Genomic DNA, 22975 nt, shown 5'->3' with positions numbered 1-22975 from the left:
CCGTGCTAATAATTTATGTTAACCGGACAGGTACAGATGTTGTTTTTGCGCAAAGTTTATTCCGCTAATCGATATCATTCAAGTGAAACCTGACAATCCGCTCAGGTCATTGTATTGCCAGTTAGGCCGTAGTATTTTTGCTGATGAGTTGGCTTCTCATCAATGCAACGGCCTTACCATGTTGGTTGGTAACTGATACATCGCAAAAAAGTCGTCTGCCGCTAATACAGTTGATACTTGCTTTGGCGGTGAGTTCATCGCCTAGTTTTGCCGGTAGTAAATAATCGATTTGGTTACTCGACGATAGCACTGTTTCTCCTTCCATCGCCCCGGCAAATGCACTAGCAGTGTCGGCGAGTGTATAAACAAATCCACCGTGGCAAATATCGTAGCCATTGGTCATGTTTTCCTGCACCAGCATAAAAACGCTGCAACTTCCATCATCGATATCAGTTAATTCTATGCCTAGCATTTTTGATGCAGGGTCGTTGGCGAGTAACTGGCTGGCTGTGGTCATGTTTTTTCCAAAGGTTGGACTAAAGTCGATTTATTGATAGTTGTTAACTTTATTATATGACGGTTTTAGCTTAGCAGAAATTTTAAATTTATTTGATTGCTTTTCCTAGGAAAGATTACCAGAAGTCTCAACAGTTATGCTTTTAAGCACAATTATAGTTTCTTTAATCTTATTCATGAATAAAGTCCCGTCGTTAATATTTTGTGTCCTAATTTTAATACCTCATCAAAGAGGTCACTGTGTATCGTAAGCACTCGGTTTTTAAACACATTAAGATTCTACTCAGTGAACATTTCGAGGAAATGGACGAACATCCTACACAGTGGTTTTCTAAATCGTCGTAATGCTTCTACTTGAATAGAGTTCCGTACACCAGAAATCACGAGCGTGTTATCAACTCACATCAACTTAGTTAAGTTTGATTATTAAGATAGGAATACTTTATGAAAAAATTTTTAGGAAAGTTTGTCACAATAATATTTGTATGTCTGGCGACTTTAGGGATTACACAGGCAGGAGTCACACCTACATCACAACCACTCAACCATTTAGGGGTTTATTTGGGTATGTCTACCAGTCAAGACGTTACAATGGACTACTATTGTGATGACATGAATGAACCATCCGGAGCAGATTTGGATTGCATCATTGATCAAATAATATATAGCAAAGCCAACGTATATTACTATTCATTTAGTGACTCTCACTATTCGCATTGGGATCTATTTGACGACTTTCTTGCTCAGTTAGCAGATAGAGCGCCAAGTGTTCGAGTTTATGCTAACTTCAGGAGTCATGGTATAACATCACTACCATTTTCAGTATGCCAAAAAGATTTGAGTACATGCAATTATCTCGGGGATGGGCAATGGGGCGCTGGGGCGCTTTGTAATTGGAGAGGAGGATTACAGTCAGATCTAGATAATTGCAAAATGTTAGATCTGCGAATTTGGGCTGATAAATTAGCCGAGCTTAAAGCCAAACACTCCAATCTAGCAGGCATATCATTGGATGATTTCGACAGTGAGCTTGATGCAAATGGCATTAACAATCTTTCTGAAGTGGCATATGGCAATGGAATGCATGTCGACAATCACCAATATTGGACTCCGTCTGAACTTTTATCAGTCAAGTACATACTTAACTCAGTAGGTATGAAGTTATTGGTTACCGCGTATTATACTAACGATTTGTTGTTAAATGACGGCTTTTTACAAAATTATAAATGGTTAAGTCGTTGGGCCTTTGATGGAATCAACTTCCCAGTGATTTATACCTCTAATGGTAGCTGGGGCTATGGAGACGCCGATGATTTTTCAATTCAAATTAGTAAACTAAGGAATCAATTACCTGGTTTAAACATTTACACAATGCTATATGCTACACACTATAACTACACGATGCCTCCCACTACAACTCAATACGTTCGTCAAATGGCACATCGGGCAATTTCTCTTACTGATGGCGTAACTATGTACCGCTTACCATCGGGTTTAACTGAGCAGGATGTACCAACTTTTAATGTTCCAGAAAAAAGAGAATTGATTCGAACTTTGTTTATGTGCGAACTTAAATTGTGGTGTTAATACTTTCGTGACTTTCGTTTTTACTTAGCATCTCGGAACAAATAAGCTGCTTCAATTTGAGCAGCTTTTTTATGTATGGAATATTAGTAGTTATCTCGGGAAAAACTATAGTTGCTCAAAGTTTAGTTTTCTCAACCAACAATGTGAAGTTAGCATTAAGAAATAAAATATTCCTGTTTTGATAAATCTAAAATATTTAGTTTAAACAGTTGAGAAAATTTCCGAGGCACAGCTCAATTGCACTGAGTTTTCACTTATCGCTCTATTGGAAAACCATCTATTAATTCTTGCCTACTAATTATTCGTCAACAAAACTATTTGCAAAAGTGAATAAATGATAAACCAAAGGGCCAGAATCCAATTGGCCCCCATCGATTGTTTAATTGACAGATTTTGCTAAGATGTATAGTAAGTCGCTGCCCCTGGCCCAACCGGCATACCGAGCAAGAACACCCAAACGTAAAACAGAATCGTCCACGCCAAAAAGAAAACCATCGAATATGGCAACATCATGGCGATCAAAGTTCCCATCCCCAAATTCTTTTGATAACGAGCCGCAATTGCCAAAATTAAACCAAAGTAACTCATCATCGGCGTGATTACATTAGAAACAGAATCACCAATTCGATAAGCCGCCTGAATAACTTCCGGCGCAAAACCGATCAACATGAGCATAGGAACAAAAATAGGCGCTGTTACCGCCCACTGCGCTGAAGCGCTGCCTAAACTTAAGTTAATCATTGCACACATAATGATAAATAAAATGAAAACTTCAGGCCCATCTAATCCAAGGTATTGCAAGAATGCAGCACCTTTTACAGCGAGAACAGTACCAAGATTCGTCCACTTGAAGAAAGCAACAAATTGTGCAGCGAAAAATATCAGTGTGATATAGAGACTGAGACTACCGATACTTTTCGACATTGCTTCAATAACGTCACGATCATTTTTCATGGTTCCGGTAACCCGGCCATAAACAAAACCAACCACCGCAAATGACAAAAAGATAAATACGACGATGCCTTTTAAGAAAGGCGAACCAGCTATCGAACCAGTTTCCGGGTTAAGCAGAATTCCAAAACCAGGTAAGTCGACGCCTGGAGTTACCGTCATCCCTAGAACAAGGACAAGTACTAAAAACGCAATTCCAGCGCATTTCAATCCACGCATTTCCAGGGCCGTGGGCTTATCCATTTTTTGCTCACCCAGATTAATTGACGCTTGATCATTGTTGTATTCACCAAGCCTCGGCTCAACGATTTTCTCGGTAACAAATGCCCCTGCTGCGGCGATAATAAAAGTGCTGATAATCATGAAATACCAGTTCACTTCAGGCCCAACAACATAATCAGGGTTCAAAAGGTGAGCTGCAGATTCGGTGATTCCGGAAAGTAACGGATCGACCGTACCGAGTAACAAGTTCGCACTATATCCACCGGATACTCCGGCGAACGCTGCAGCAAGTCCAGCCAATGGATGACGGCCGAGAGAATGAAATATCATTGCAGCAAGTGGAATAAGTACCACGTAGCCTAACTCTGAAGCTGTATTGGACACAATCGCAGCGAAAACGATAGTGACTGTCACCATACGTTTAGAAGCATTCATCACCATGGCTCGCATCGCCGTTGACAACATACCTGAATGCTCGGCCACCGCAACACCCAACATCGCAACCAAGACGGTACCTAAGGGGGCAAAGTTAGTAAAGTTGGTTACTAATCCGGTGACAATGCGCTGTAGCCCTTCAGCGTTCAACAAGGAGACTACTCGAATCATGCCGTCTGCGGCCCTTCCAGCGGCACCTTCTGGGCGAGGATCGATGACACTTACGTCAAAATAGCCCAACACTCCGCTCAACAAAACAATCGCTGTGGCAAACATTGCAAATAAAGTTACTGGATGTGGTAGTAGGTTACCCAACCATTCAACCATTGAAAGAAACCGGTTAAACCAGCCTGTATTGGCAGTCTGCGCCATGGTATTGACAGAGGTAGTAGACAAATCTTGATCCTGCTTTTGTGTGCAAAAAGGCACAGTTTATAACGGTTGGAGAAAAATTTCGAGCGACTACGTGGAGAATTTGAGGCTAATAAAGACCTTAGTGATGTGTGAGGCCTCTATTACTGCGCTAATCGCTGATTACCTGAAGCACTTTAACAAGACAGTCTCACAGGTGATTTTTTCTTTGTGGCTTGATGAAAGATATCAGGAAGGAATTTTGTAAACACAGGCTTCAAACTGGCGAGGATGCCCTGCGATCTACAGGGCATTTTTGCCAATATGAACGTTATAGCAATCTAACGTGCCCGATATTTCCATATGATGTTCCCGGCCAAACTTCGGTACAAGCTTCGGCGACATAAACATTAAGCGGCTTTTTCGCGGCGTAAGCAGTGAGAAACATCGAAAACCAGGTTTTGTGGGTTGATGGGTCAAGAATTATGTGTCCAGATGAATTAACTTTGCAATTCCCTGGATTATTAAATGAGGATAATTCTATTAATGCCCGAGTTTCATTCAGTGTGTAAATGCTTTTTACAGTGACTTCCCCCGTCCAATCAGAAGCAGCGCCAACTTTGCCACTGAATGAGAAAAAGCAAACAAACATAATTAAAGCGATACTCATGCTTTTCATATTGAAATTCCTTAGTGTATTAGTAAACAGAAGATATAACTCAACGCGCTATTATAAACTAAATAAAACGATATTACTCCCCTTCCCATTTCGATATTGCGGGTTATTTACGAGAAGGAATTAGTTGAAAGTAACGAAAGAGAATAAACGAAGCAAACGCTTCGATTAGGTCTAAAAATAGAAAGAATAATTAAATTTTACTCTTTCGACCATTTTGATTGCTGCGGTGTCGGAAATACATTTTCGAAAATAATATCTTCTGAACTTCATAAAGCCCAATGTTCAAATCCGTTGCCTGGTGTTTTCAGTTAATAACGAAACTGCTAACGTACCCAATTCACTTCGAGGCTTTTTGTCGATACCATTCCAAATAGGAACCTCTAAAAACAATGATAACTTTTTCGCGTCTGTTGTTAGTTCTTTTTCATCGCCATGGGACATCACATGAATTCTACTTCCAGTCTTTAGAACAAAGTTTAACTCGTAGAATAAATAATCACCATCGTCTTCACGGACAAGTTTGTCTAACAACTGCAGCGCGTATATATCACTTAACCTGACTAGGAAATCACTGGGAACATAGTTTTCCGAAACAACTGTTTTTTTTCTTCCACACCAGAATAAGCCCAACTCCTTGTCAAATACTATTGGTGTACTACCGAAATACAAACCAGCCACCGAAGCTAGAATAAATAATCCCCCAATTGAAAATGGCATAATCGCTAACAGTTCGTATCCGCTTCTTTGCATTAGATAACCAAACAATACAGCGACGACACCTGACAGCATAAAGACTAACAAGAAGCCAATCGATTTGTCTGAGCTGAAGAACTCTAGTCTATTTTCATTAATATCAACCAGATGGTGAGTACAAAAACTTGATGAAGAATTGAAGTCAGTTGCTGACCAACTGGTTACTTTGGCAATTGGATCATCAGAAAAATCATCGAACTCTTTTGTTTCTTGGGGAGCTACATTGCTGGTGAAATGACTTTCCCTTTTACTGAGTTCCTTTTCTAACGCAATGAAGTTTTCAGGGTTTCTGCTAGCATCAATATCTGACTTCACGCTATAAAGTTCAGACAAAGAGTACTTTGAATAATCTATTCGTTTCATATGGCATTATATTACATAATTTTTGTTAAATTTCATCCATAAAGAATAGATTTTTGTTTAAACGCCAATTTTTTCATAGCCGTCAGGACTGGCTTAATATACTTCAATAGATACTCTGACGGGTCCCCATTTTTCATACCAGACCGAATCAAAATTTGGCAGGATATTAGTTTGGCACAAATCGTGACTCGAATTCAGATGCCACAAACTAATCTAATTTGTCATAGAACTGACTGACTAAACGCACTCAAAAACTTTTTCTGTTTCTCAAACTCATCATACACTTCATCAACGGATAACCACTCTTCCAGAGATGTTGACTCAACATATCTATAATCGAGAATATTCATTAAATTTTCCGAGACCGCTTTAGCGGCTTCTTTATTACCGGTTTCCAACAGAATACGCCAATTGTCCATGACACAAAGAAACTCAACAAACTCCATTTCCATTTCTATAGCATGCTCATCATCTTCTTCAGCAATTTGTGTAAGCTCGTCCAGCAAATTTCCGGTCTCTAACCAATTTATGGAGTTTGATTTTACTTGTTGAATAAGCGAGTCAATCCGCACTCGCTCTTTATCATTTAAATGGTCTTTAGCAGTATCGTCAACAAAATCCAATATTCGTCCTACAACGTCCGCGCAAAAGCTATTTAGATGCTCTAAGTCACATTCGGTTACTCGTTTTAAAATTGTATCTTGATAAACTTTAAGACTCATTGTGCGACAGGCCTTGTTAACTGTAGTTTCAAATATGAAATAATGTGACATTTCAGTTTGTGAACAGAGATTATCTTATTTTGTTGATAAATCCAATACTCCATATTCAACTGTTGATTACCCTTCCTATAAACACTTGAATTTCCCAGTTCTTATATCTGCAAATTAGCTTTGCTCAGATTTAAGAATTACTTCTGCAGCAACAACCAACAAAGTTAATGAATTAAGGGCTTCATCAATCGTCACCTTACGACCAGATAATACACCAGAAACCTCATGCTTTAGTTTATTCACTTCTTTTCGAGTATTTGGAATAAGGTCCTGTCTCTTTCCGATATATTTCCCTAAACGCTCACACGCTGGAGAGAGCCGTTGCAACGCTGTGTTAAAATAAAATCCAGCAAGCCATTTATCATTATCAAGGTCACCACTTGCTGCTAATGCTGATGCTAGCTTTTGGAGTTGTTCTGAATAATCTGATGGTAGCTTGTCCCCTGTGCCATCAATATATCCAAAGTTTATAGTTTCTCTTAATCCGTATGATGCACCGACTAAAAATCCATAAATTGCTTGCTCTTCAGCATTCCGAGGTTGAATTAATGCTAGCTTTTCAGCAGCATCTAACAGCTTTTTATTTAGTGAGTCATAATCCATATTTCACCTGTTCTAATATAAAAATGTTAGTTATTAAACAGCGCTCCTTACTCTTCCTATGAGGCTACTTTATGTAATAGTAACAATACTAAAAACTAATTAAGAGTTATTCAGAAAATTCACTGGGAATATCCCAAAAATTAAATCTGTATGCCTGTTGCAACAATTCTCTCAATTGTTCTCGATCTCCAACCAATTCTGGCCAATTCATAGAAAATAAAATATTATCCAGCAATTCCATTGCTACTCCATCTGAACGATTTTTGATATCTGCTGCAGTAACATCAAGTTTTATCCCGAATCTATCATCTAATAATGACGAAGGCCCTTCAACAGGATTGTTGGTTCGAGCATAAATCCAGGGTACCCCTCTAATCCCTTCAAAATCTAACTCAATACTCATATCCAAGTTTATATCATGACTTGCCATTAACATTTTTGCATGCCTTAAAAAAACACATATGTTACCCAAAAATTGGTAAAGATGAATGCCAGAATATTCATCATACTCCTCTTGAATTTCCATTGCGTAAAACATGAGTCCCCAAATATTAAACTCCATAATTGAAAAAACCGAAGCAGGGAACAACACTAACGCACTATCATTTTGTGTTAAGTGTCCTTGTTGTCTTCTCGGAAAATTCACCTGTCTCCAACTAATCTGTCTATTCTTAATCGTATCTAGTGCTTCTAATTGCGAAACGACAGGCTTCGACGGAAATCGCGGTACGATAGCCATACTTAGTCGTGCGCCAATCCCCCTATTTCTTGTGCCCAAATCTGAATATTTCGAGTCAACATATGTGTTAAATCGAGTTCTAGCTCTATCAACAATGGATTTTTTACGACTATGAATTACTTTTCTTCTTTCTAACATCGACAAAAATTCATCTTGTGTAGCCAGTTTTGCTTTAAATAGTTGGCTTTGTTCGTCAGTTCGGACATAACATCCTTTTCTGCCATTAATAAAGTGAGGTGCTAAGTCACTTTCGGCAACGTAGATAACATAACAGGCTTTATCAGGATCCTCTGGAGATGGAATAGGCTCTGAGACTTCAACATTCAACGGGGCTGAAACTCCTCCAAAACACCAAGAGTTTATTGTCTGTTTATAATCACTTCGAGGATCGATACCAGGAATACTAGAAATAGTTCCATCCGATTCTTCGGCAACCCCGACTATCAAATAACCACCAAACGTGTTTGCAAACGAACTAAGTTTTTTCAGCATCTCATTTTTGGAAGGAGCTTCTTGTTTAAACTCCAACCTGACATTTTCTACAGCTCTTTCTTCGAGCAAATTTTGCAAATCCTCAGTTGTGATAGATGATACCGGTTTAGAAAACATAAACACCCCTTGCTTATTTTTGTTAATTTTTACTGACTCGGAAATATGATCACTTAATGTTAGTGAGTTTCTTTAATTTTTCGTAAAGATTACTCTCCATTAGTTCTTCTTTCAATTCGTCCGGCTGATAGTCGAAACAGTTAAGGTTCCTGGGTGCTATTAATTTCGATAAAATGAGCGACGTTAGTTCCTCGTCTTTATTAATATTTCTAGAGTTGCAAAATTTATTGGAAATCCTAACAACAGCCAACAAGCTTTCTAGTTCAGCTATCTTAGAAGCAAATATAAGATACATTCTTCGCATATACGACTCCTGCCTCACAAGACCGCGAGCAGCAGCTAGAAATAACAAACCTAGAGAAACTCCCCCTGCTATTATTCGCCAGTCTCGCGTCGAGGAAACAGAGTCAAAGCTTACACTGGGACCGATACTTTTGATTCTCTCCAACGCAGAAATCATGCTGTCAGTTATCGGTTCCAAAGATACATATATTGAAAATGACAATATAGGTGAAAAAACACTTAGCACCATAAATAAAGTACTTATTATGAATAAAGTGTTCGATTTTTGTTTTGTAGAAAGCATACTTAGCTTTTCTTTTTCTAAAAGTAAGTTCAATTCATTTTCAATTGCACTTTTCAAATTTTGGGGAGTCTCTTCTAAACTCTCATTAGTCTCCTTTTCGATGACAGCACTAATTTTTTTCTCTTGTTTCTTTACCAATGTACCGAATGAGATTCTCGAAACAACCAAAGCTGCCATAAAAATTGAAATGATTAGACCTGAAAAAAACCACGAGAAATTTCTATTAAGAAAATTAGACGCCAGTCCCAAAAAATTTCCCTGAACCAAAATAGCTCTATTAAGTGTAGCAAGTCCCAACGGAGTCTCCTCACCATCAAATAGCAATAGACCATCAATGGTTATCAGAAAGAAATGCAGCCCAGCATTGTCAGACTCCACACTCCAAGCCCAATTATAATAGTCTTCATCGAATTTTGTGGAACTTGATATATCCCGAAACTTCAAATTTACAGAACTTATTGCAGCGTGTAATTTCCGAGGGTTATTTTTATCACGAGGAATTGAAAGTTGAATTACTCCTTTACTTCCCAACTCCAATATTTCTGTGTGTGTGCTAGGTTTATGCTAGCAAGAGGTATTTGATAATCTAGCACTGAAGGATCATTGCTAATTTGTTCTCGATTAGTCAGGGCCTTAGCTTCATCTTGAGTTTCCTTAGCCGAGATTGAAGCCACTTGCAGAGTGAGGAATATGACTATTAGAGCTTTGATTTTACAGCGGTCCATCTTGACTATCCCTATCTTTATTATTCGAATAAACAGCGCTACAGATTGAATACTAAATAAGATTTGAGAAAAATCCCACCACAACTTATTCAGTTCAACCAATAAAATAGTAGCATTTAATAACTAAAACTAACAGATTTTTAATGTACTTCTAATCTAATTAATAAACACAATTCACCTGTACAAAACGTGTTTCCAGTTGTCCGCATTTTCCTCAAACTCCTTTCGAATTGGTTTTGAATTGTGTATACGAGAAACTCTGTTTGAGATTGGGTAACGCTTTGATGTTAAATCCAGAGCTTCATCTCCGAACTCTCGGTATTCTTTCAAGATCTTCCTAAGTGTCACCCGCATCACATTCATCTCACGAGCAATGAAAGATTTGCTGTAGCCCTCGGTTAGCATGTTTTCCGCGATTAATATCTGCTGCTTGGTCATTTGTCTGATTGGCATATTGCACCTCTACTTTCTGATGTTTATGTCAACCACAGCAAATGAGATTAGGATTGTGGTCTGGATTGTTGGTGTCTTATTTCAAGACGATAAGTTCCTTTGCAAGTAACATTCGTTGAGTTCGTATTACTGCTTCCAGATGCATGAGTTTTAAGTCCTCGTGACTGAAATTTGTTTTTTTTCAATGCCTCACAAGCGCGGAATTCGTCTTTTCTAAGGCATCTAACCGAGTCTCTAGAATGGCAATTCGTTCTTCTAGCGATTTCTGGCTCATAATTATTCCAGCTTTAGTTAGGATATGTTTGGTAGTGATTTTCATGTTAATATTACTATTAGTGAAAAGCTCACAAGGACGTTTCTATGGAAAATAACGATAAAATACAGATATTTATTGAACACTTACGGAGAATTCACTTTACTATTGTTTCCTTATCATTTTTAGCAATTGCTTTTCTGCTTCTCCCTAAGAATACTCTATTCAACAAAGTACATTCACAGGCAGAAATGCTTATGGTATTAAGAAATTATATGGTTCAGGAAGAAAAGATAATTTTACTAAATGATGAATCAAGAAAGTTATTTCAGAAACATCATAACTTATTCCTTAATAAGTACGCGACAAAAACATATACGTCACCAAATTTGCGCCATAAATTTACTTGGGAACCCCAACTTCCATCTGAACTATTAATCAGTATTCAAGGAGCGAAAAAGATTACTGATACTTTTCATATTGTGGGTCATACAATAATTAATAATAACAAAGATGAAAAGCTCAATTTTTACATACGACCAACTAATAAAGTCGAAAGCTATAGTGAATTTATCTCAAATTTTAATTTCTATTTTAATCAGCTTTATTATGAAATCCCTGTCGAGCTTGATCTAAAAAAAGTGACTTTATGGCCAAAATTAGAAAACACCGAATACACAGAGCTTACTACAGACAATAGTAAATCTGATAACTATGCAAAAAGTATCGTTTTATTAACCAAGAATCATCTCGATGGAAAGTTGAACATTGATAGCTTTCCTGTCATAAGTATCGAATCTCCAAAAAACAGTGTGTTCAGGCGTTTATTTACTGGTTCTGATTACCAATTCTTAATCCCGGTTATTAAATCTAAAAAAATTTACAAGAGCAACAATGATTTTCACGCATACCTGTTAAAGCATATTGAAAAAAATAGACTCGATAAAAAACTAGTGAGCCTTACACCTGAACTTGGAAAAGCATACAAGGACCAGTTTAAAGAAATTCACAACCTTGTGGACGGCATGCCCCAAATTCCTATAAGTGAATTGAAAAGTTACCTGGATAAATTAAAGCCTATTTTCGATACACAGCTCGAAGCTTTTGGAGCAAAATTTAATGGTTCTGTATTTGGCGTTATCTTGATATTTCTATTGGTTGGCTCAAATATTTACTTTGGGCTACATTGGCAAACGCTGACAATTCTATGCGGAAAAGATAAAATCGAAATTGCAAATCAATTTCCCTGGATTGGAATATACTCTAATTTTTTATCCAAAATTATTTTTATCTTTTCATTATCAATCGTCCCAAGTGTAGTTTGTTTATTAATTTACCAGGAATCAATCGACTCAACCTATTCGGAGATTTTGGGATTAGGAACATCGCTCGCATTGCTTACGGCCGCTGTGAATATATGTAATGTAATTACTACAAAACTGAAATAAGCAAGAGCGCTAAAAAATAAATATCAGACACCCCGATTTTATAAAGTATCCTATATCAAACATCGACAATTTCTCACACACTAGCACGACATTCTTTGGATACCAATATATTAGAATGTGATAAAAATGAAGGTGGTAAATTTAATAGAAAGAATTTGGTCGGAGCGAGAGGATTTGAACCTCCGACCACTTGCACCCCATGCAAGTGCGCTACCAGGCTGCGCCACGCTCCGATTGGATTAGTTTGAACAAACTAATTTGTGGGGCCGAATATTACCCGATTTAAATCTCATTGCAAGCGATAGTTTCTGCTATCGCTTGTTTTATTTAAGATTCAGATAAATCAGCTTTTTAGAATACTTAGTACTTCTTCAAGATCACTAATAATAGCCTGGATTGCTTGTGGATCAGGCCCATTTTCAGCGGCTTCGAGTTGTTGACGTGCACCACCAATGGTAAACCCTTGATCGTACAATAACTCTCGGATTTCTCGGATAACTAGAACGTCATCACGCTGATAATAGCGACGATTACCTCGCCGCTTTACCGGTTTAAGTTGTGGAAACTCTTGTTCCCAATACCTTAGTACATGCGGTTTGACAAGACAAAGCTCGCTTACCTCACCGATTGTGAAGTATCGCTTGTCAGGTATCGGTAAAAGTTCGTTATTATTGCTCGCTTCCAGCATAGGCCTCTACTCGGGCTTTAAGTTTCTGTCCGGGGCGAAAAGTCACTACACGCCGAGCGCTAATAGGTATCTCTTCGCCAGTTTTTGGGTTACGTCCAGGACGTTGTTTTTTATCGCGAAGGTCAAAATTGCCAAAACCGGACAATTTTACCTGCTGATTAGTTGATAAAGAATTACGAATTTCCTCATAAAATCCTTCAACCATCTCTTTTGCTTCACGTTTATTCAGTCCCAAATCTTCGAATAAACGCTCTGCCATATCTGCTTTAGTTAATGCCATCTCTACTCCCTCAAAACTGCACCCAGTTTATCTGATAACACTGAAATAATTCGTTCCATTGTCTTATTTATCTCGGCTTCCTTAAAGGTTCTGTCTGACCGTTGAAGCGTAAAACCAATCGCTACACTCTTATAACCAGGCTCAATCCCCTTGCCGCGATAAATATCAAATATCACAATATTATTTAGCCAACTTTTGGCTGTTTGTCCAATTAAATCAACAATTTGCGTAGATGTCACGCTTTCTTTTATCAAAATTGCCAAATCTCGACGAATGGCGGGAAATTTTGATAAAGGGCTGAAATCAGGTATTTTTCTTGCTAACACACGCTTTAAGTCTAGCTCAAATACGTAAGCAGCCTCGTCAAGATCAAATTCTTTTTGCGTTTGAGGGTGTAATTTCCCAATAAATCCGCAGTTTCGGCCATTTCGTAATATTTCGGCGGTTTGTCCAGGGTGAAGTCCATCTCGTTGCGCCGCAACAAAAGTAAATTGCTCACTTGCGGCAGTTAACTTAAATATCGCCTCAAGATCCCCTTTCAAATCGTAAAAATCGACTTTCTCATTGGCTGCTTCCCAATTTTCCGCACAACGCCGGCCAGAAATAACGCCGGCTATTACTGGCGTTTGAACCAGACCGTCTTCACCAGGTACAAATTTTAACCCGGTTTCAAATAGACGAACCTGGTCGTGTTGCCGCTTCTGATTATATTCTACAGATTTTAGAAGTCCGGGCCACAACGAAGTTCTCATTACGCCCAACTCTGATGAAATCGGATTTAATAACGCTAGTGGCTCTACTTCGGGGTCTATGAGTTGCTGAGAATCCTTATCGACAAAGGTATAAGTGATTGCTTCCTGATATCCTCGATCCGCTAATGCATGGGTTAACTGAAGCCGTTGGAGACGATTTTCAGGCTGTCTGATCATCGACATTTCACTAACAGGTTTTCGGCTTGGAACTTTGTTGTATCCATAAATTCTGACGAGTTCTTCAATCAAATCCGCTTCAATTGAAATATCAAAGCGGCGGCTCGGAATTTCAACTAGCCAACCTTCTTCGTTTGAAGTCAATCCCATGCCAAGGCGAGTTAAAATATCTTCGATTTGCTCGTCTTCCAGTTTAATTCCCAGTAAGCGCTCGATACGAGCTCTGCGCAATTTGACGCTGCGCGATTCTGGGAAATGTGCCTGATTGATTTCGTCAACTAAAGGCCCTGCTTGCCCACCAACAATTTCTAGCAGTAATTCAGTTGCTCTCTCAATGGTCTCTGCACTCAGATTGTAATCAACTCCTCGCTCAAATCGGTGCGATGCATCGGTGTGCAGTCCATAACTTCTTGCCTTTCCTGCAATATAAACAGGATCCCAGTGAGCAGCTTCCAGTAATAGATCTTTTGTGTCTGGGTTTATTCCAGTGTATTTACCACCCATTATTCCCGCTAATGATAAATTTTTCTCATCATCAGCAACAACCAATGTATCAGTTCTTAATTCAATTTCCTGATCGTCGAGCAAAGTAAGTTTTTCGCCTTCACGCGCAAAGCGAACTTCAATTGCACCATTCAAATTATTTAAATCGAATGCGTGCATTGGATGGCCAAGCTCCAACATCACGTAGTTAGTCACGTCAACCACTGCATCGATACTTCGAATATCTGACGCAAGCAACCTGGCTTTCATCCACTCAGGTGTTTCTGCATTAATGTTGACATTCTTAATAACTCTAGCCACGAAACGAGGGTTAGCTTCAGGGGCAGTCAGATTCACTTCAACCTTGTCGTCGATAGTCACTTCTGCCGGCTTAACTTCAACCTGCGTAACAGGAGTTTGGGTTAAAACACCGACTTCGGTCGCGATGCCTTTTATACCTAAGCAATCTCCTCTATTCGGCGTTAAGTCAACATCAATTGCAGTGTCTTTCATGCCAAGATAATCAATTAATTGTTCACCAATTACGGCGCTTTCAGCAAGCTCCATAATGCCGTCATGCTCATCAGAAATTTGCAGCTCTTTTCCTGAGCAAAGCATTCCGAATGAATGAACACCACGCAATTTAGCTTTTTTAATTTTAAAGTCACCGGGCAATACACATCCGATAGTAGCGACTGCGACTTTCAGTCCCTCTCTCGCATTTGGCGCACCACAAATAATTTGTAAATTTTCATCCGCTCCCACATTGACGCTACAAACCTGTAATTTGTCAGCTTCGGGGTGCTGTTCTGTTTTCTCAATTAACCCGACAAGTATCCCTTCCAATTCGGCTCCGATGTTCTCAAAACCATCGACTTCAAGACCTGCCATTGTTAAGGTTGAGATTAACTCATCCGTCTTAATTTCAGGGTTTACCCACGTTCTCAGCCAATTTTCACTAAATTTCATTATTTATTTTTCCAAACATTTCAGGCGAAATCAGAAATCAAATTAAAGTGTTCGTCGCCAAATTTTTAATTCTAACAACCACAAAACTTGTCGCTGTGGCACGCTCTAGCGGATCAGCAATCTCTAGTTAAACTGTTTCAAAAAGCGCAGATCGTTTTCAAAAAATAATCGTAAATCATTGACGCCATAACGTAGCATCGTCATCCGCTCAACTCCCATACCAAAGGCGTAGCCAGTATATTCTTCGCTATCGATTCCTGCAGACTCTAGTACATTAGGATGCACCATTCCCGACCCTAGAATTTCTAACCATCCTGTATGACTGCAGACTCGGCAACCTTTGCCTGAACACATCACACATTCAATATCTACTTCAGCTGACGGCTCGGTGAATGGAAAATAAGAAGGTCTAAAGCGAACGGCAAGATTATCGTTCTCGAAAAAATGTTTTAAAAATTCATCTAGTACGCCTTTTAGATCAGCGAAAGATGTTGTTTTGTCCACCAGTAACGCTTCTACCTGGTGAAACATCGGGGTATGAGTCAGATCCGAATCGCATCGATAAACTCGGCCTGGTGCAATTATTCTTACTGGCGGAGCGGTTTTCTCCATTGTCCTTATCTGAACCGGCGAAGTATGCGTTCTTAACAAATCTCCATTGCCAAAATAAAAAGTATCATGCATTGCTCGCGCAGGATGATGGCCCGGGATGTTGAGTGCCTCAAAATTGTGATAGTCATCTTCGACTTCTGGACCTTCCTCAACACCGAATCCAATTTGAACGAAGTAGTTAATAATGCGTTCCAGTGTTCGATTAACTGGGTGGATGCCGCCCATTTCGCTACGGCGACCAGCAAGTGTAACGTCGATTGATTCGCTACCTAGTTGTGCTTCTATTTTCGCTTGTTCAAACTTAGTTTTCTGGCTGTCTAATTCTGCCTGAATCGTTTTTTTAACTTTATTAATTGCTGCACCAACCACCGGACGCTCTTCAGGGGCCAGTTTCCCTAAAGATTTTAACTGTTGAGTCAGCTCACCTTTCTTCCCTAAAAATTCAACTTTAACCTGTTCAAGCTGTTGCAAATCTGATGCATTAGAAACAGCTTCTAATCCGCGATTTAAGAGTTCATCAATCATGTTAGACATTTAATTTTTCCAATTATACTAATTGTTTTTTCTATCAGTTTTGTAGACAGCCTACTATTTGGCTTAGCTACTTACTTTAGCCAATTTACTTGGCTCAATTACTTATTTGACTAAACCATTAATATCCCACGCAAACTGACCAGAGTATATGGTTTAGAGCTTATTCTTATATCAAAGCCCAATAAGCAATCTTGGATAAAAAAAAGGAAGGGTAACAATTACCCTTCCTTTCAAATTACTGTTGGGGATATTTAGTAAATAACTAAATCACACCCAAGTCAGCTAGTGCTTAAGCAAGAGCGGCTTTTGCTTTTTCTACCAAAGTAGCAAATGCAGCCTTATCAAATACAGCAATATCAGCCAGAATTTTACGATCAATTTCAATTGACGCTTTTTTCAGGCCATTAATGAATTGACTGTAAGACATTCCATTAACACGAGCTTCAGCATTAATACGTTGAATCCACAAAGCGCGGAACTGACGTTTGCGCTGACGACGGTCACGGTAAGCATATTGAGCAGCTTTGGTTACAGCTTGTTTTGCAACACGGAATACTCGACTACGAGCACCATAGTAACCTTTTGCAGCTTTTAAAACTTTTTTGTGACGCTTATGGGCTGTCACACCACGTTTTACTCTAGGCATCTTTTAATTCTCCCATTCTTAAGCGTAAGGAAGCTGACGATTCAGCTGTTCAACATCAGCAGGTGCAACCATTTGCATATCACGCAAATGACGCTTCCGCTTGGTGCTTTTCTTTGTAAGAATGTGGCGACGATGCGATTGAGCATGCTTAAAACCACCTTTACCTGTTTTCTTAAAACGCTTTGCAGCGCCGCTATCAGATTTTATTTTTGGCATTGCTTTTTTACTCCAATTATCATCTGTAGGTCGAACCTTAATAAACAATTCATAAAAACTGCGTATTTAGCCCCGTTAATTACCTATCAGTGCTTAACAAAAAGAAGGCATTTAAGCCTTCTCACCAGTTCATACAGGGTTGCCAAAAACCTTGCACGAACAAAGCGCTAGCAGGTTTCCCTCCTAGCGACTTATGCTACTTCGAACCATTGACTTAAGATTACTTAAACGAATGATTCTCAAAACTTCAATTATTCAGTAAAACTGAATAATTACTTTTTCTTCTTAGGGGCAATGACCATAATCATTTGACGCCCTTCTAATTTTGGTCGCGCCTCGACTTCACCATACTCAGCCAAGTCTTTTTCAACCCGCTGCAGCAATTCCATTCCGAGTTCTTTATGCGCCATTTCTCGACCGCGAAATCTTACAGTAATCTTGGTCTTATCGCCATCTTCCAGAAACTCTTGCAACTTACGAAGCTTAACATTGTAATCGCCGATATCTGTACCTGGACGGAACTTAATTTCTTTTACATGAACAATAGTCTGTTTCTTTTTCGCAGCGGCTTTGGCTTTCTTCTGCTCAAAGATATATTTGCCATAATCCATGATTTTACAAACAGGAGGAGTCGCTCCTGGTGAAACTTCAACTAAATCAAGATTTGCGGTATCTGCAGCCTGCTGTGCTTCACGAATTGAAACAACGCCTATTGCTTCTCCATCAGAACCAATCAACCGAACTTCTGGTGCCGTTATTTCATCATTAATACTGGCACGTTGTTCTTTTGGGCCTGTTTTTGGTCTTGGTCTTTTAATGTTTTTTATCCTCTTTTATTAAAAATAATCTACAACGCTACGATTGATAACACTCAATTTATCCACCTTAACTATAGTGGAAAAATATTTTTATTCCTTAAATCGTCCTTTTAACGCAATATCAGCATTTAACTGCTCTGAAAAAGCCTCTAAGCTAAGGCTCCCCAAATCTTTACCAGAGCGAGTTCGAACCGAAAGAGTTCCAGTTTCCACCTCTCGATCACCTGCCACCAATAGGTAAGGAACACGTTGCAGTGTATGTTGGCGAATTTTAAAGCCGATTTTCTCGTTTCTCAAGTCCGAATTGACTCTAAACCCTTGAGAAGACAAATATTTCACACAATTTTGCACATATTCACTCTGTTTATCGGTAATATTCATCACTACCGCCTGTTTTGGCGCTAACCAAGGCGGAAATTTTCCAGCGTATTCTTCGATTAAAATACCAATAAATCTCTCAAGTGAACCTAATACCGCCCGATGAATCATGACTGGCGTTTTTTTAGTGCCATCTTCGGCCACATATTCTGCTTCCAAACGACCTGGCATAGAGAAATCTAGCTGCACCGTGCCGCACTGCCACACTCTATCTAAGCAATCTCTCAAGGCAAATTCGATTTTAGGCCCGTAAAAAGCGCCTTCACCCGGCTGTAATTCGTATTCGATGCCCTTCGATGATAAGGCTTCCGCTAAAGCTTTCTCTGCTTGTTCCCATATTTCATCACTACCTACCCGCTTTTCAGGGCGCGTTGAAAGCTTAATTTCGATTTTTTCAAAACCAAAATCAGCATACACGTTGTAAATCATATCTATTAATATCGAAACTTCGTCCTGAATTTGTTCTTCAGTACAAAACACATGGGCATCATCTTGCGTAAATCCACGCACTCGCATTAAGCCATGTAGCGCGCCTGAAGGCTCGTTGCGATGACACGAACCAAACTCTGCAATGCGGAGAGGAAGGTCTCGATATGATTTAAGTCCTTGATTGTAAATAAGAATATGACCTGGACAATTCATTGGCTTAACCGCATAGGTCCGATTTTCAGACTCAGTGGTAAACATATCTTCTTTAAACTTATCCCAATGACCAGACTTTTCCCATAGAGTTCGGTCAAGTACTTGTGGCGCCTTAACTTCTTGATAATCATGCTTTTTCAAAACCTGACGGATATAGGCTTCAAGTTCCTTGAAAATAGTCCAACCATCGTTATGCCAAAACACCATGCCCGGAGACTCTTCCTGGAAGTGAAATAGTTCTAGCTGCTTACCCACTTTGCGGTGATCACGCTTCTCAGCCTCTTCCAGACGGTGCAGATAAGCTTTCAGATCTTTCTTATTGGCCCAACAAGTACCATAAATTCTTTGTAGCATCTCGTTGTTAGAGTCACCACGCCAATAGGCACCTGCAACTTTCATCAATTTAAAAGCCTTTAGTTTTCCAGTACTTGGAATATGAGGGCCCCGGCATAGGTCAATAAAATCACCTTGCTTATACAAGGAAATCTCTTCATTACCCGGAATACTCGCAATAATTTCCGCTTTGTAGGCCTCTCCCATATCCTTAAAGAAAGTCACCGCCTCGTCACGCATCATGACTGAACGCTCAACAGCAAAATCTGCCTTTGCCAATTCAGCCATCTTCTTTTCAATTGCTAGCAAATCTTCTGGAGTAAAAGGACGCTCATATGCAAAATCGTAGTAGAAACCATTATCAACTACAGGACCAATAGTGACCTGGGCTTCAGGGAAAAGAGCTTTAACTGCTTGTGCGAGCAGATGAGCACATGAGTGACGAAGTACCTCAAGGGCGTCCTCATCTCTTTCAGTAATGATCGCAAGTTCAACATCTTCTGAAATTTTGTAAGAGGTATCAACGTCTTTGCCATTAACTTTACCAGCCAAAGCAGCCTTCGCCAGGCCAGGGCCGATATCCGCTGCAACTTGATGGACAGTGACGGCACTATCAAACTCTCTTTTACTACCGTCAGGAAGTGTAATTACTGGCATAGTTTTCGTTAAACCTTATCTCTACAATTTTTTGTTGAAAGAAGTCTATTCGCTTTAATAGTCGAATTTCTCGCCCCTGAAAAACCACGAAAAGCACCGAATAGGTGCTTTTTAAAGGACATGCTGACAATCTTTCTTTAAATTACGCGGATAATAGCTAATAAGCAACCAGAAAGCAAAGAAAAGAAAGCGGTAATAAAGACAAAAAGTTAGCAATAATTTAGTTACCTGACTTTATTAATCGCCGTTATTTATCAGCACATTAGCGAATATTTCTTCATATTATCATAGTCAGTCTTACTACCTGCTTTCCCTCACTCAAAATAATCGCAAGAGAAAGCATTTAAAAAAGAACATATAGCACTGGTTTATTTAATATATCCCATACCTTCGAGCTTTAGAATAATTCTCTGGGCAGCTTCATCTGGCGTACATCCAACGGTATCAATAACAAGCTCGGGATTTTCTGGAATTTCATAAGGATCACTAATGCCAGTGAATTCTTTAATAATTCCCTCTCGAGCTTTTGCATAAAGTCCTTTTCTATCACGCTGTTCACAGACTTCCAAGGCCGTTGAAACATGAACTTCGACAAAACCTCCAACAGGCTTAATCATTTCTCTAACTTGACGGCGAGTTTCCCGATAAGGTGCAATTGGCGCACAAATCGCGATTCCACCATTTTTGGTTATCTCGCTAGCAACATAGCCTATTCGCTGAATATTTAAATTCCGATGCTCTTTTGAAAAACCTAATTCACTTGAAAGGTGTTTTCTGACCACATCTCCATCAAGTAAAGTAATTGAGCGCTCGCCAAGTTCCATTAATTTGGTCAGCAACGCATTTGCAATGGTCGACTTGCCAGAACCTGAAAGCCCCGTAAAAAACACAGTTAAGCCTTGTTTGTGGCGCGCTGGATAGCGTTTTCTGAGCTCTTTAACAACCGTTGGATAAGAAAACCACTCCGGCACATCAAGACCTTCAGTTAATCGGCGACGAAACTCAGTTCCAGAAATATTAAGCACTGTTTGCCCTTCTTGTACTTCATCAATTGACTCGTACTCTGCTTTTTCTTCCACATAAACCATCATCTGAAATGGGACCATTTCAATTCCAAGCTCGTCCTTATATTCTTGCATCAACTCTTGCGCATCATAAGCACCGTAGAAATCTTTGCCATTAGAGTCTTTACCAGGACCGGCATGATCTCGACCAACGATAAAGTGAGAGCAACCATAATTTTTGCGGATAATTGCATGCCAAACAGCTTCTCTTGGGCCCCCCATGCGCATAGCCAAAGGCAATAGACTCAGCATGGTTGTCTGTTCAGGGTACTCTGCCAATACATGTTCATAGCAACGCACTCGACTAAAATGATCAACGTCGCCAGGCTTAGTCATACCAACAACAGGATGAATTAATAAGTTTGCTTCAACTTGTTTTGCGGCTCTGAAAGTTAGTTCCTGATGAGCTCTATGCATTGGATTTCGAGTCTGAAATGCAACGATTTTCTTCCAGCCCCATTTTTCAAATTTTGCACGAAGCTCTTTTGGAGAATCTCTTAAGCCCCTGAAGTCATAATGGCTAGGTCGAGCCAGGCCTATCAACTTACCACCAAGATAAACGTCACCGGCTTGATTAAACAAATAATTAACTGCTGGGTGTAATTGATCATTAGTTCCGAAGACAGCTTCTGCTTCCTTACTTTTATCAGGACTCCATTTATCAGAGACTTCAAGCAGTGCGATAATGACGCCTTCTTCATCACGAAGTGCTATCCTCTCGCCAGGTGACAAAGCTTCTGCAAAATCTTCGCTAACATCTAAAGTCACTGGCATAGGCCAAAGCGTGCCATCTGCTAATCTAGAGTTCTCTACAACAGAATCATAGTCCACCTCGCTAAGAAAACCTTCCAGAGGAGAAAAGCCACCATTTAGCAACAATTCGATATCACACAGTTGCCTATGAGATAAATCCCATGATACAAGCTCCTTTGCAGCAATTTTTTCTGCTTCGGCTTGCGCTTCAGGTAAATATAAGTTTTTTAATTCGCCCCCATGGGCAGCAACCAAAGATGACATTGTAAATGTTTCCAAAAATTGAGTGATTTTTATGGCACTGAATGAAAGTATTGGTAAGAATTCTATCACCCTGCTTATAACTTACTGAATAGCAGATTGGAATGTATCTATAACCAAAGTATTCAGGTATTATGCGCGCTAATTTGCTGGTTCCACTTAACAATCAATGTTTAAAGCACTATTTAACTCTAAATCATACAGAATTTACTGGAAATTTTTTTTCTGGGTTGTTTTCGTCACGATGCTTTATCTGACATTAATTCCAACACCGCCACAACCGATTTCAATCCATAACATCGACAAACTTTACCACTTTGCAGCTTTCGCTGGATTTACTTTTGCTTTCAGGATAGCTTTCCGCAAGCTCCCTCCTCTAGCACTCTTAGCGGCCTCTCTGTTGTTTGGAGTATTAATCGAATTTGCTCAATTATACATTCCAGGAAGAGGTTTCAGTATTGGAGACATGATAGCAGATAGTGTTGGTGTTTTATTCGGGTATTGCGTGGCTAGCCAATTGATAGTCAATAAAAAATAGACCACTTAACTCAAAAGCAAGCGTCATAGTCCAGCTTACGACTCCGTTAATTTAACATTTTACAATTTCTTACTTACTCAGTTCCCCCAATTAACGTATTATACGGCTCAGAATTTATATCAATTATC

At 39.4% G+C, this 22975-nt stretch carries 21 protein-coding genes and 1 tRNA gene; 3 read left to right on the top strand and 19 right to left on the bottom strand.

Translation table 11 applies throughout. The annotated features are described in order from the left end of the window. Positions 1–121: 121 nt before the first annotated feature. The gene (locus tag FLL46_RS26415) at positions 122–517 is read right to left on the bottom strand and encodes a hotdog fold thioesterase (RefSeq protein ID WP_142935364.1); all 396 of its coding nucleotides are present in this window, start codon (positions 515–517) and stop codon (positions 122–124) included. Between the two features lie 443 nt (positions 518–960). Here FLL46_RS26415 and FLL46_RS26410 point away from each other — a divergent pair, with 443 nt between their 5' ends. Further along, on the top strand, positions 961–2103 hold the full coding sequence (locus FLL46_RS26410) for a hypothetical protein (RefSeq protein ID WP_142935362.1): 1143 nt from the start codon (positions 961–963) through the stop codon (positions 2101–2103). 396 nt (positions 2104–2499) lie between these two features. Here the strand turns inward: FLL46_RS26410 and FLL46_RS26405 are convergent, their stop codons facing one another. From FLL46_RS26405 to FLL46_RS26370, 8 genes are all read right to left on the bottom strand, one after another. After that, entirely contained in the window at positions 2500–4107 is a 1608-nt protein-coding gene (locus tag FLL46_RS26405) for an AbgT family transporter (protein WP_342779822.1), read from the bottom strand. Between the two features lie 286 nt (positions 4108–4393). Beyond that, on the bottom strand, positions 4394–4741 hold the full coding sequence (locus tag FLL46_RS26400; RefSeq protein ID WP_210418829.1) for a hypothetical protein: 348 nt from the start codon (positions 4739–4741) through the stop codon (positions 4394–4396). A 282-nt stretch (positions 4742–5023) separates the two neighbouring features. After that, positions 5024–5857, bottom strand: coding sequence for an MFS transporter (locus FLL46_RS26395; RefSeq protein ID WP_142935360.1), 834 nt, complete (start codon positions 5855–5857; stop codon positions 5024–5026). Positions 5858–6078: 221 nt separating this feature from the next. Beyond that, positions 6079–6579 (bottom strand): hypothetical protein, encoded by a 501-nt coding sequence (locus FLL46_RS26390; protein ID WP_142935358.1) that lies wholly within the window; start codon positions 6577–6579, stop codon positions 6079–6081. A 165-nt stretch (positions 6580–6744) separates the two neighbouring features. Further along, a complete protein-coding gene (locus FLL46_RS26385; protein ID WP_142935357.1) occupies positions 6745–7233 on the bottom strand; it encodes a hypothetical protein in 489 nt (162 codons plus the stop codon). A gap of 106 nt (positions 7234–7339) precedes the next feature. Next, positions 7340–8581 carry an AlbA family DNA-binding domain-containing protein gene (locus FLL46_RS26380; RefSeq protein ID WP_142935355.1) on the bottom strand — a complete coding sequence of 414 codons (1242 nt, stop codon included), beginning with the start codon at positions 8579–8581 and terminating at the stop codon, positions 7340–7342. A 49-nt stretch (positions 8582–8630) separates the two neighbouring features. Next, positions 8631–9698 carry a hypothetical protein gene (locus FLL46_RS26375; RefSeq protein ID WP_142935353.1) on the bottom strand — a complete coding sequence of 356 codons (1068 nt, stop codon included), beginning with the start codon at positions 9696–9698 and terminating at the stop codon, positions 8631–8633. Positions 9699–10066: 368 nt separating this feature from the next. Beyond that, entirely contained in the window at positions 10067–10345 is a 279-nt protein-coding gene (locus FLL46_RS26370; protein ID WP_142935351.1) for a helix-turn-helix domain-containing protein, read from the bottom strand. Positions 10346–10705: 360 nt separating this feature from the next. Between FLL46_RS26370 and FLL46_RS26365 the strand changes: the two genes are divergently transcribed. Beyond that, complete coding sequence (locus FLL46_RS26365; protein ID WP_142935349.1) at positions 10706–12046, top strand: hypothetical protein; 1341 nt, start codon at positions 10706–10708, stop codon at positions 12044–12046. A gap of 156 nt (positions 12047–12202) precedes the next feature. On the opposite strand, the gene FLL46_RS26360 is transcribed toward FLL46_RS26365, so the two are convergent. The 10 genes from FLL46_RS26360 to FLL46_RS26315 all read right to left on the bottom strand — a co-directional run bounded on the left by FLL46_RS26360 (position 12203) and on the right by FLL46_RS26315 (position 22312). After that, positions 12203–12279 (bottom strand) — tRNA-Pro (locus FLL46_RS26360). Positions 12280–12389: 110 nt separating this feature from the next. Continuing rightward, positions 12390–12734, bottom strand: a complete 345-nt coding sequence (locus tag FLL46_RS26355) for a MerR family transcriptional regulator (RefSeq protein WP_142935347.1) — start codon at positions 12732–12734, stop codon at positions 12390–12392. Further along, positions 12715–13014: an integration host factor subunit alpha gene (gene ihfA / locus FLL46_RS26350; RefSeq protein ID WP_142935345.1), complete on the bottom strand. Its 300-nt coding sequence runs from the start codon at positions 13012–13014 to the stop codon at positions 12715–12717. The genes FLL46_RS26355 and ihfA overlap by 20 nt, the downstream gene beginning before the upstream one ends. Positions 13015–13016: 2 nt before the next feature. Beyond that, positions 13017–15395: a phenylalanine--tRNA ligase subunit beta gene (pheT, locus tag FLL46_RS26345; protein ID WP_142935343.1), complete on the bottom strand. Its 2379-nt coding sequence runs from the start codon at positions 15393–15395 to the stop codon at positions 13017–13019. 123 nt (positions 15396–15518) lie between these two features. Then, a complete protein-coding gene (gene pheS / locus FLL46_RS26340) occupies positions 15519–16541 on the bottom strand; it encodes a phenylalanine--tRNA ligase subunit alpha (protein WP_142935341.1) in 1023 nt (340 codons plus the stop codon). 289 nt (positions 16542–16830) lie between these two features. Next, complete coding sequence (gene rplT, locus FLL46_RS26335) at positions 16831–17187, bottom strand: 50S ribosomal protein L20 (protein WP_142935339.1); 357 nt, start codon at positions 17185–17187, stop codon at positions 16831–16833. Between the two features lie 18 nt (positions 17188–17205). Beyond that, positions 17206–17403, bottom strand: coding sequence for a 50S ribosomal protein L35 (gene rpmI / locus FLL46_RS26330; RefSeq protein ID WP_142935337.1), 198 nt, complete (start codon positions 17401–17403; stop codon positions 17206–17208). 272 nt (positions 17404–17675) lie between these two features. After that, the gene (infC, locus tag FLL46_RS26325) at positions 17676–18221 is read right to left on the bottom strand and encodes a translation initiation factor IF-3 (protein WP_142935335.1); all 546 of its coding nucleotides are present in this window, start codon (positions 18219–18221) and stop codon (positions 17676–17678) included. Positions 18222–18311: 90 nt separating this feature from the next. Continuing rightward, on the bottom strand, positions 18312–20231 hold the full coding sequence (gene thrS / locus FLL46_RS26320; protein ID WP_142935333.1) for a threonine--tRNA ligase: 1920 nt from the start codon (positions 20229–20231) through the stop codon (positions 18312–18314). A 368-nt stretch (positions 20232–20599) separates the two neighbouring features. Then, entirely contained in the window at positions 20600–22312 is a 1713-nt protein-coding gene (locus FLL46_RS26315; protein WP_142935331.1) for a bifunctional sulfate adenylyltransferase/adenylylsulfate kinase, read from the bottom strand. 166 nt (positions 22313–22478) lie between these two features. On the opposite strand from FLL46_RS26315, the gene FLL46_RS27985 reads away from it, so the two are divergent. Next, positions 22479–22847 (top strand): VanZ family protein, encoded by a 369-nt coding sequence (locus FLL46_RS27985; RefSeq protein ID WP_142935330.1) that lies wholly within the window; start codon positions 22479–22481, stop codon positions 22845–22847. The last annotated feature ends 128 nt before the right edge of the window (positions 22848–22975 follow it).

This window comes from Aliikangiella coralliicola (genome assembly GCF_007004725.1).
GTDB classification, from domain to species: Bacteria; Pseudomonadota; Gammaproteobacteria; order Enterobacterales; family Kangiellaceae; genus Aliikangiella; species Aliikangiella coralliicola.
This window is presented reverse-complemented; position numbering and strand designations above follow the sequence as displayed.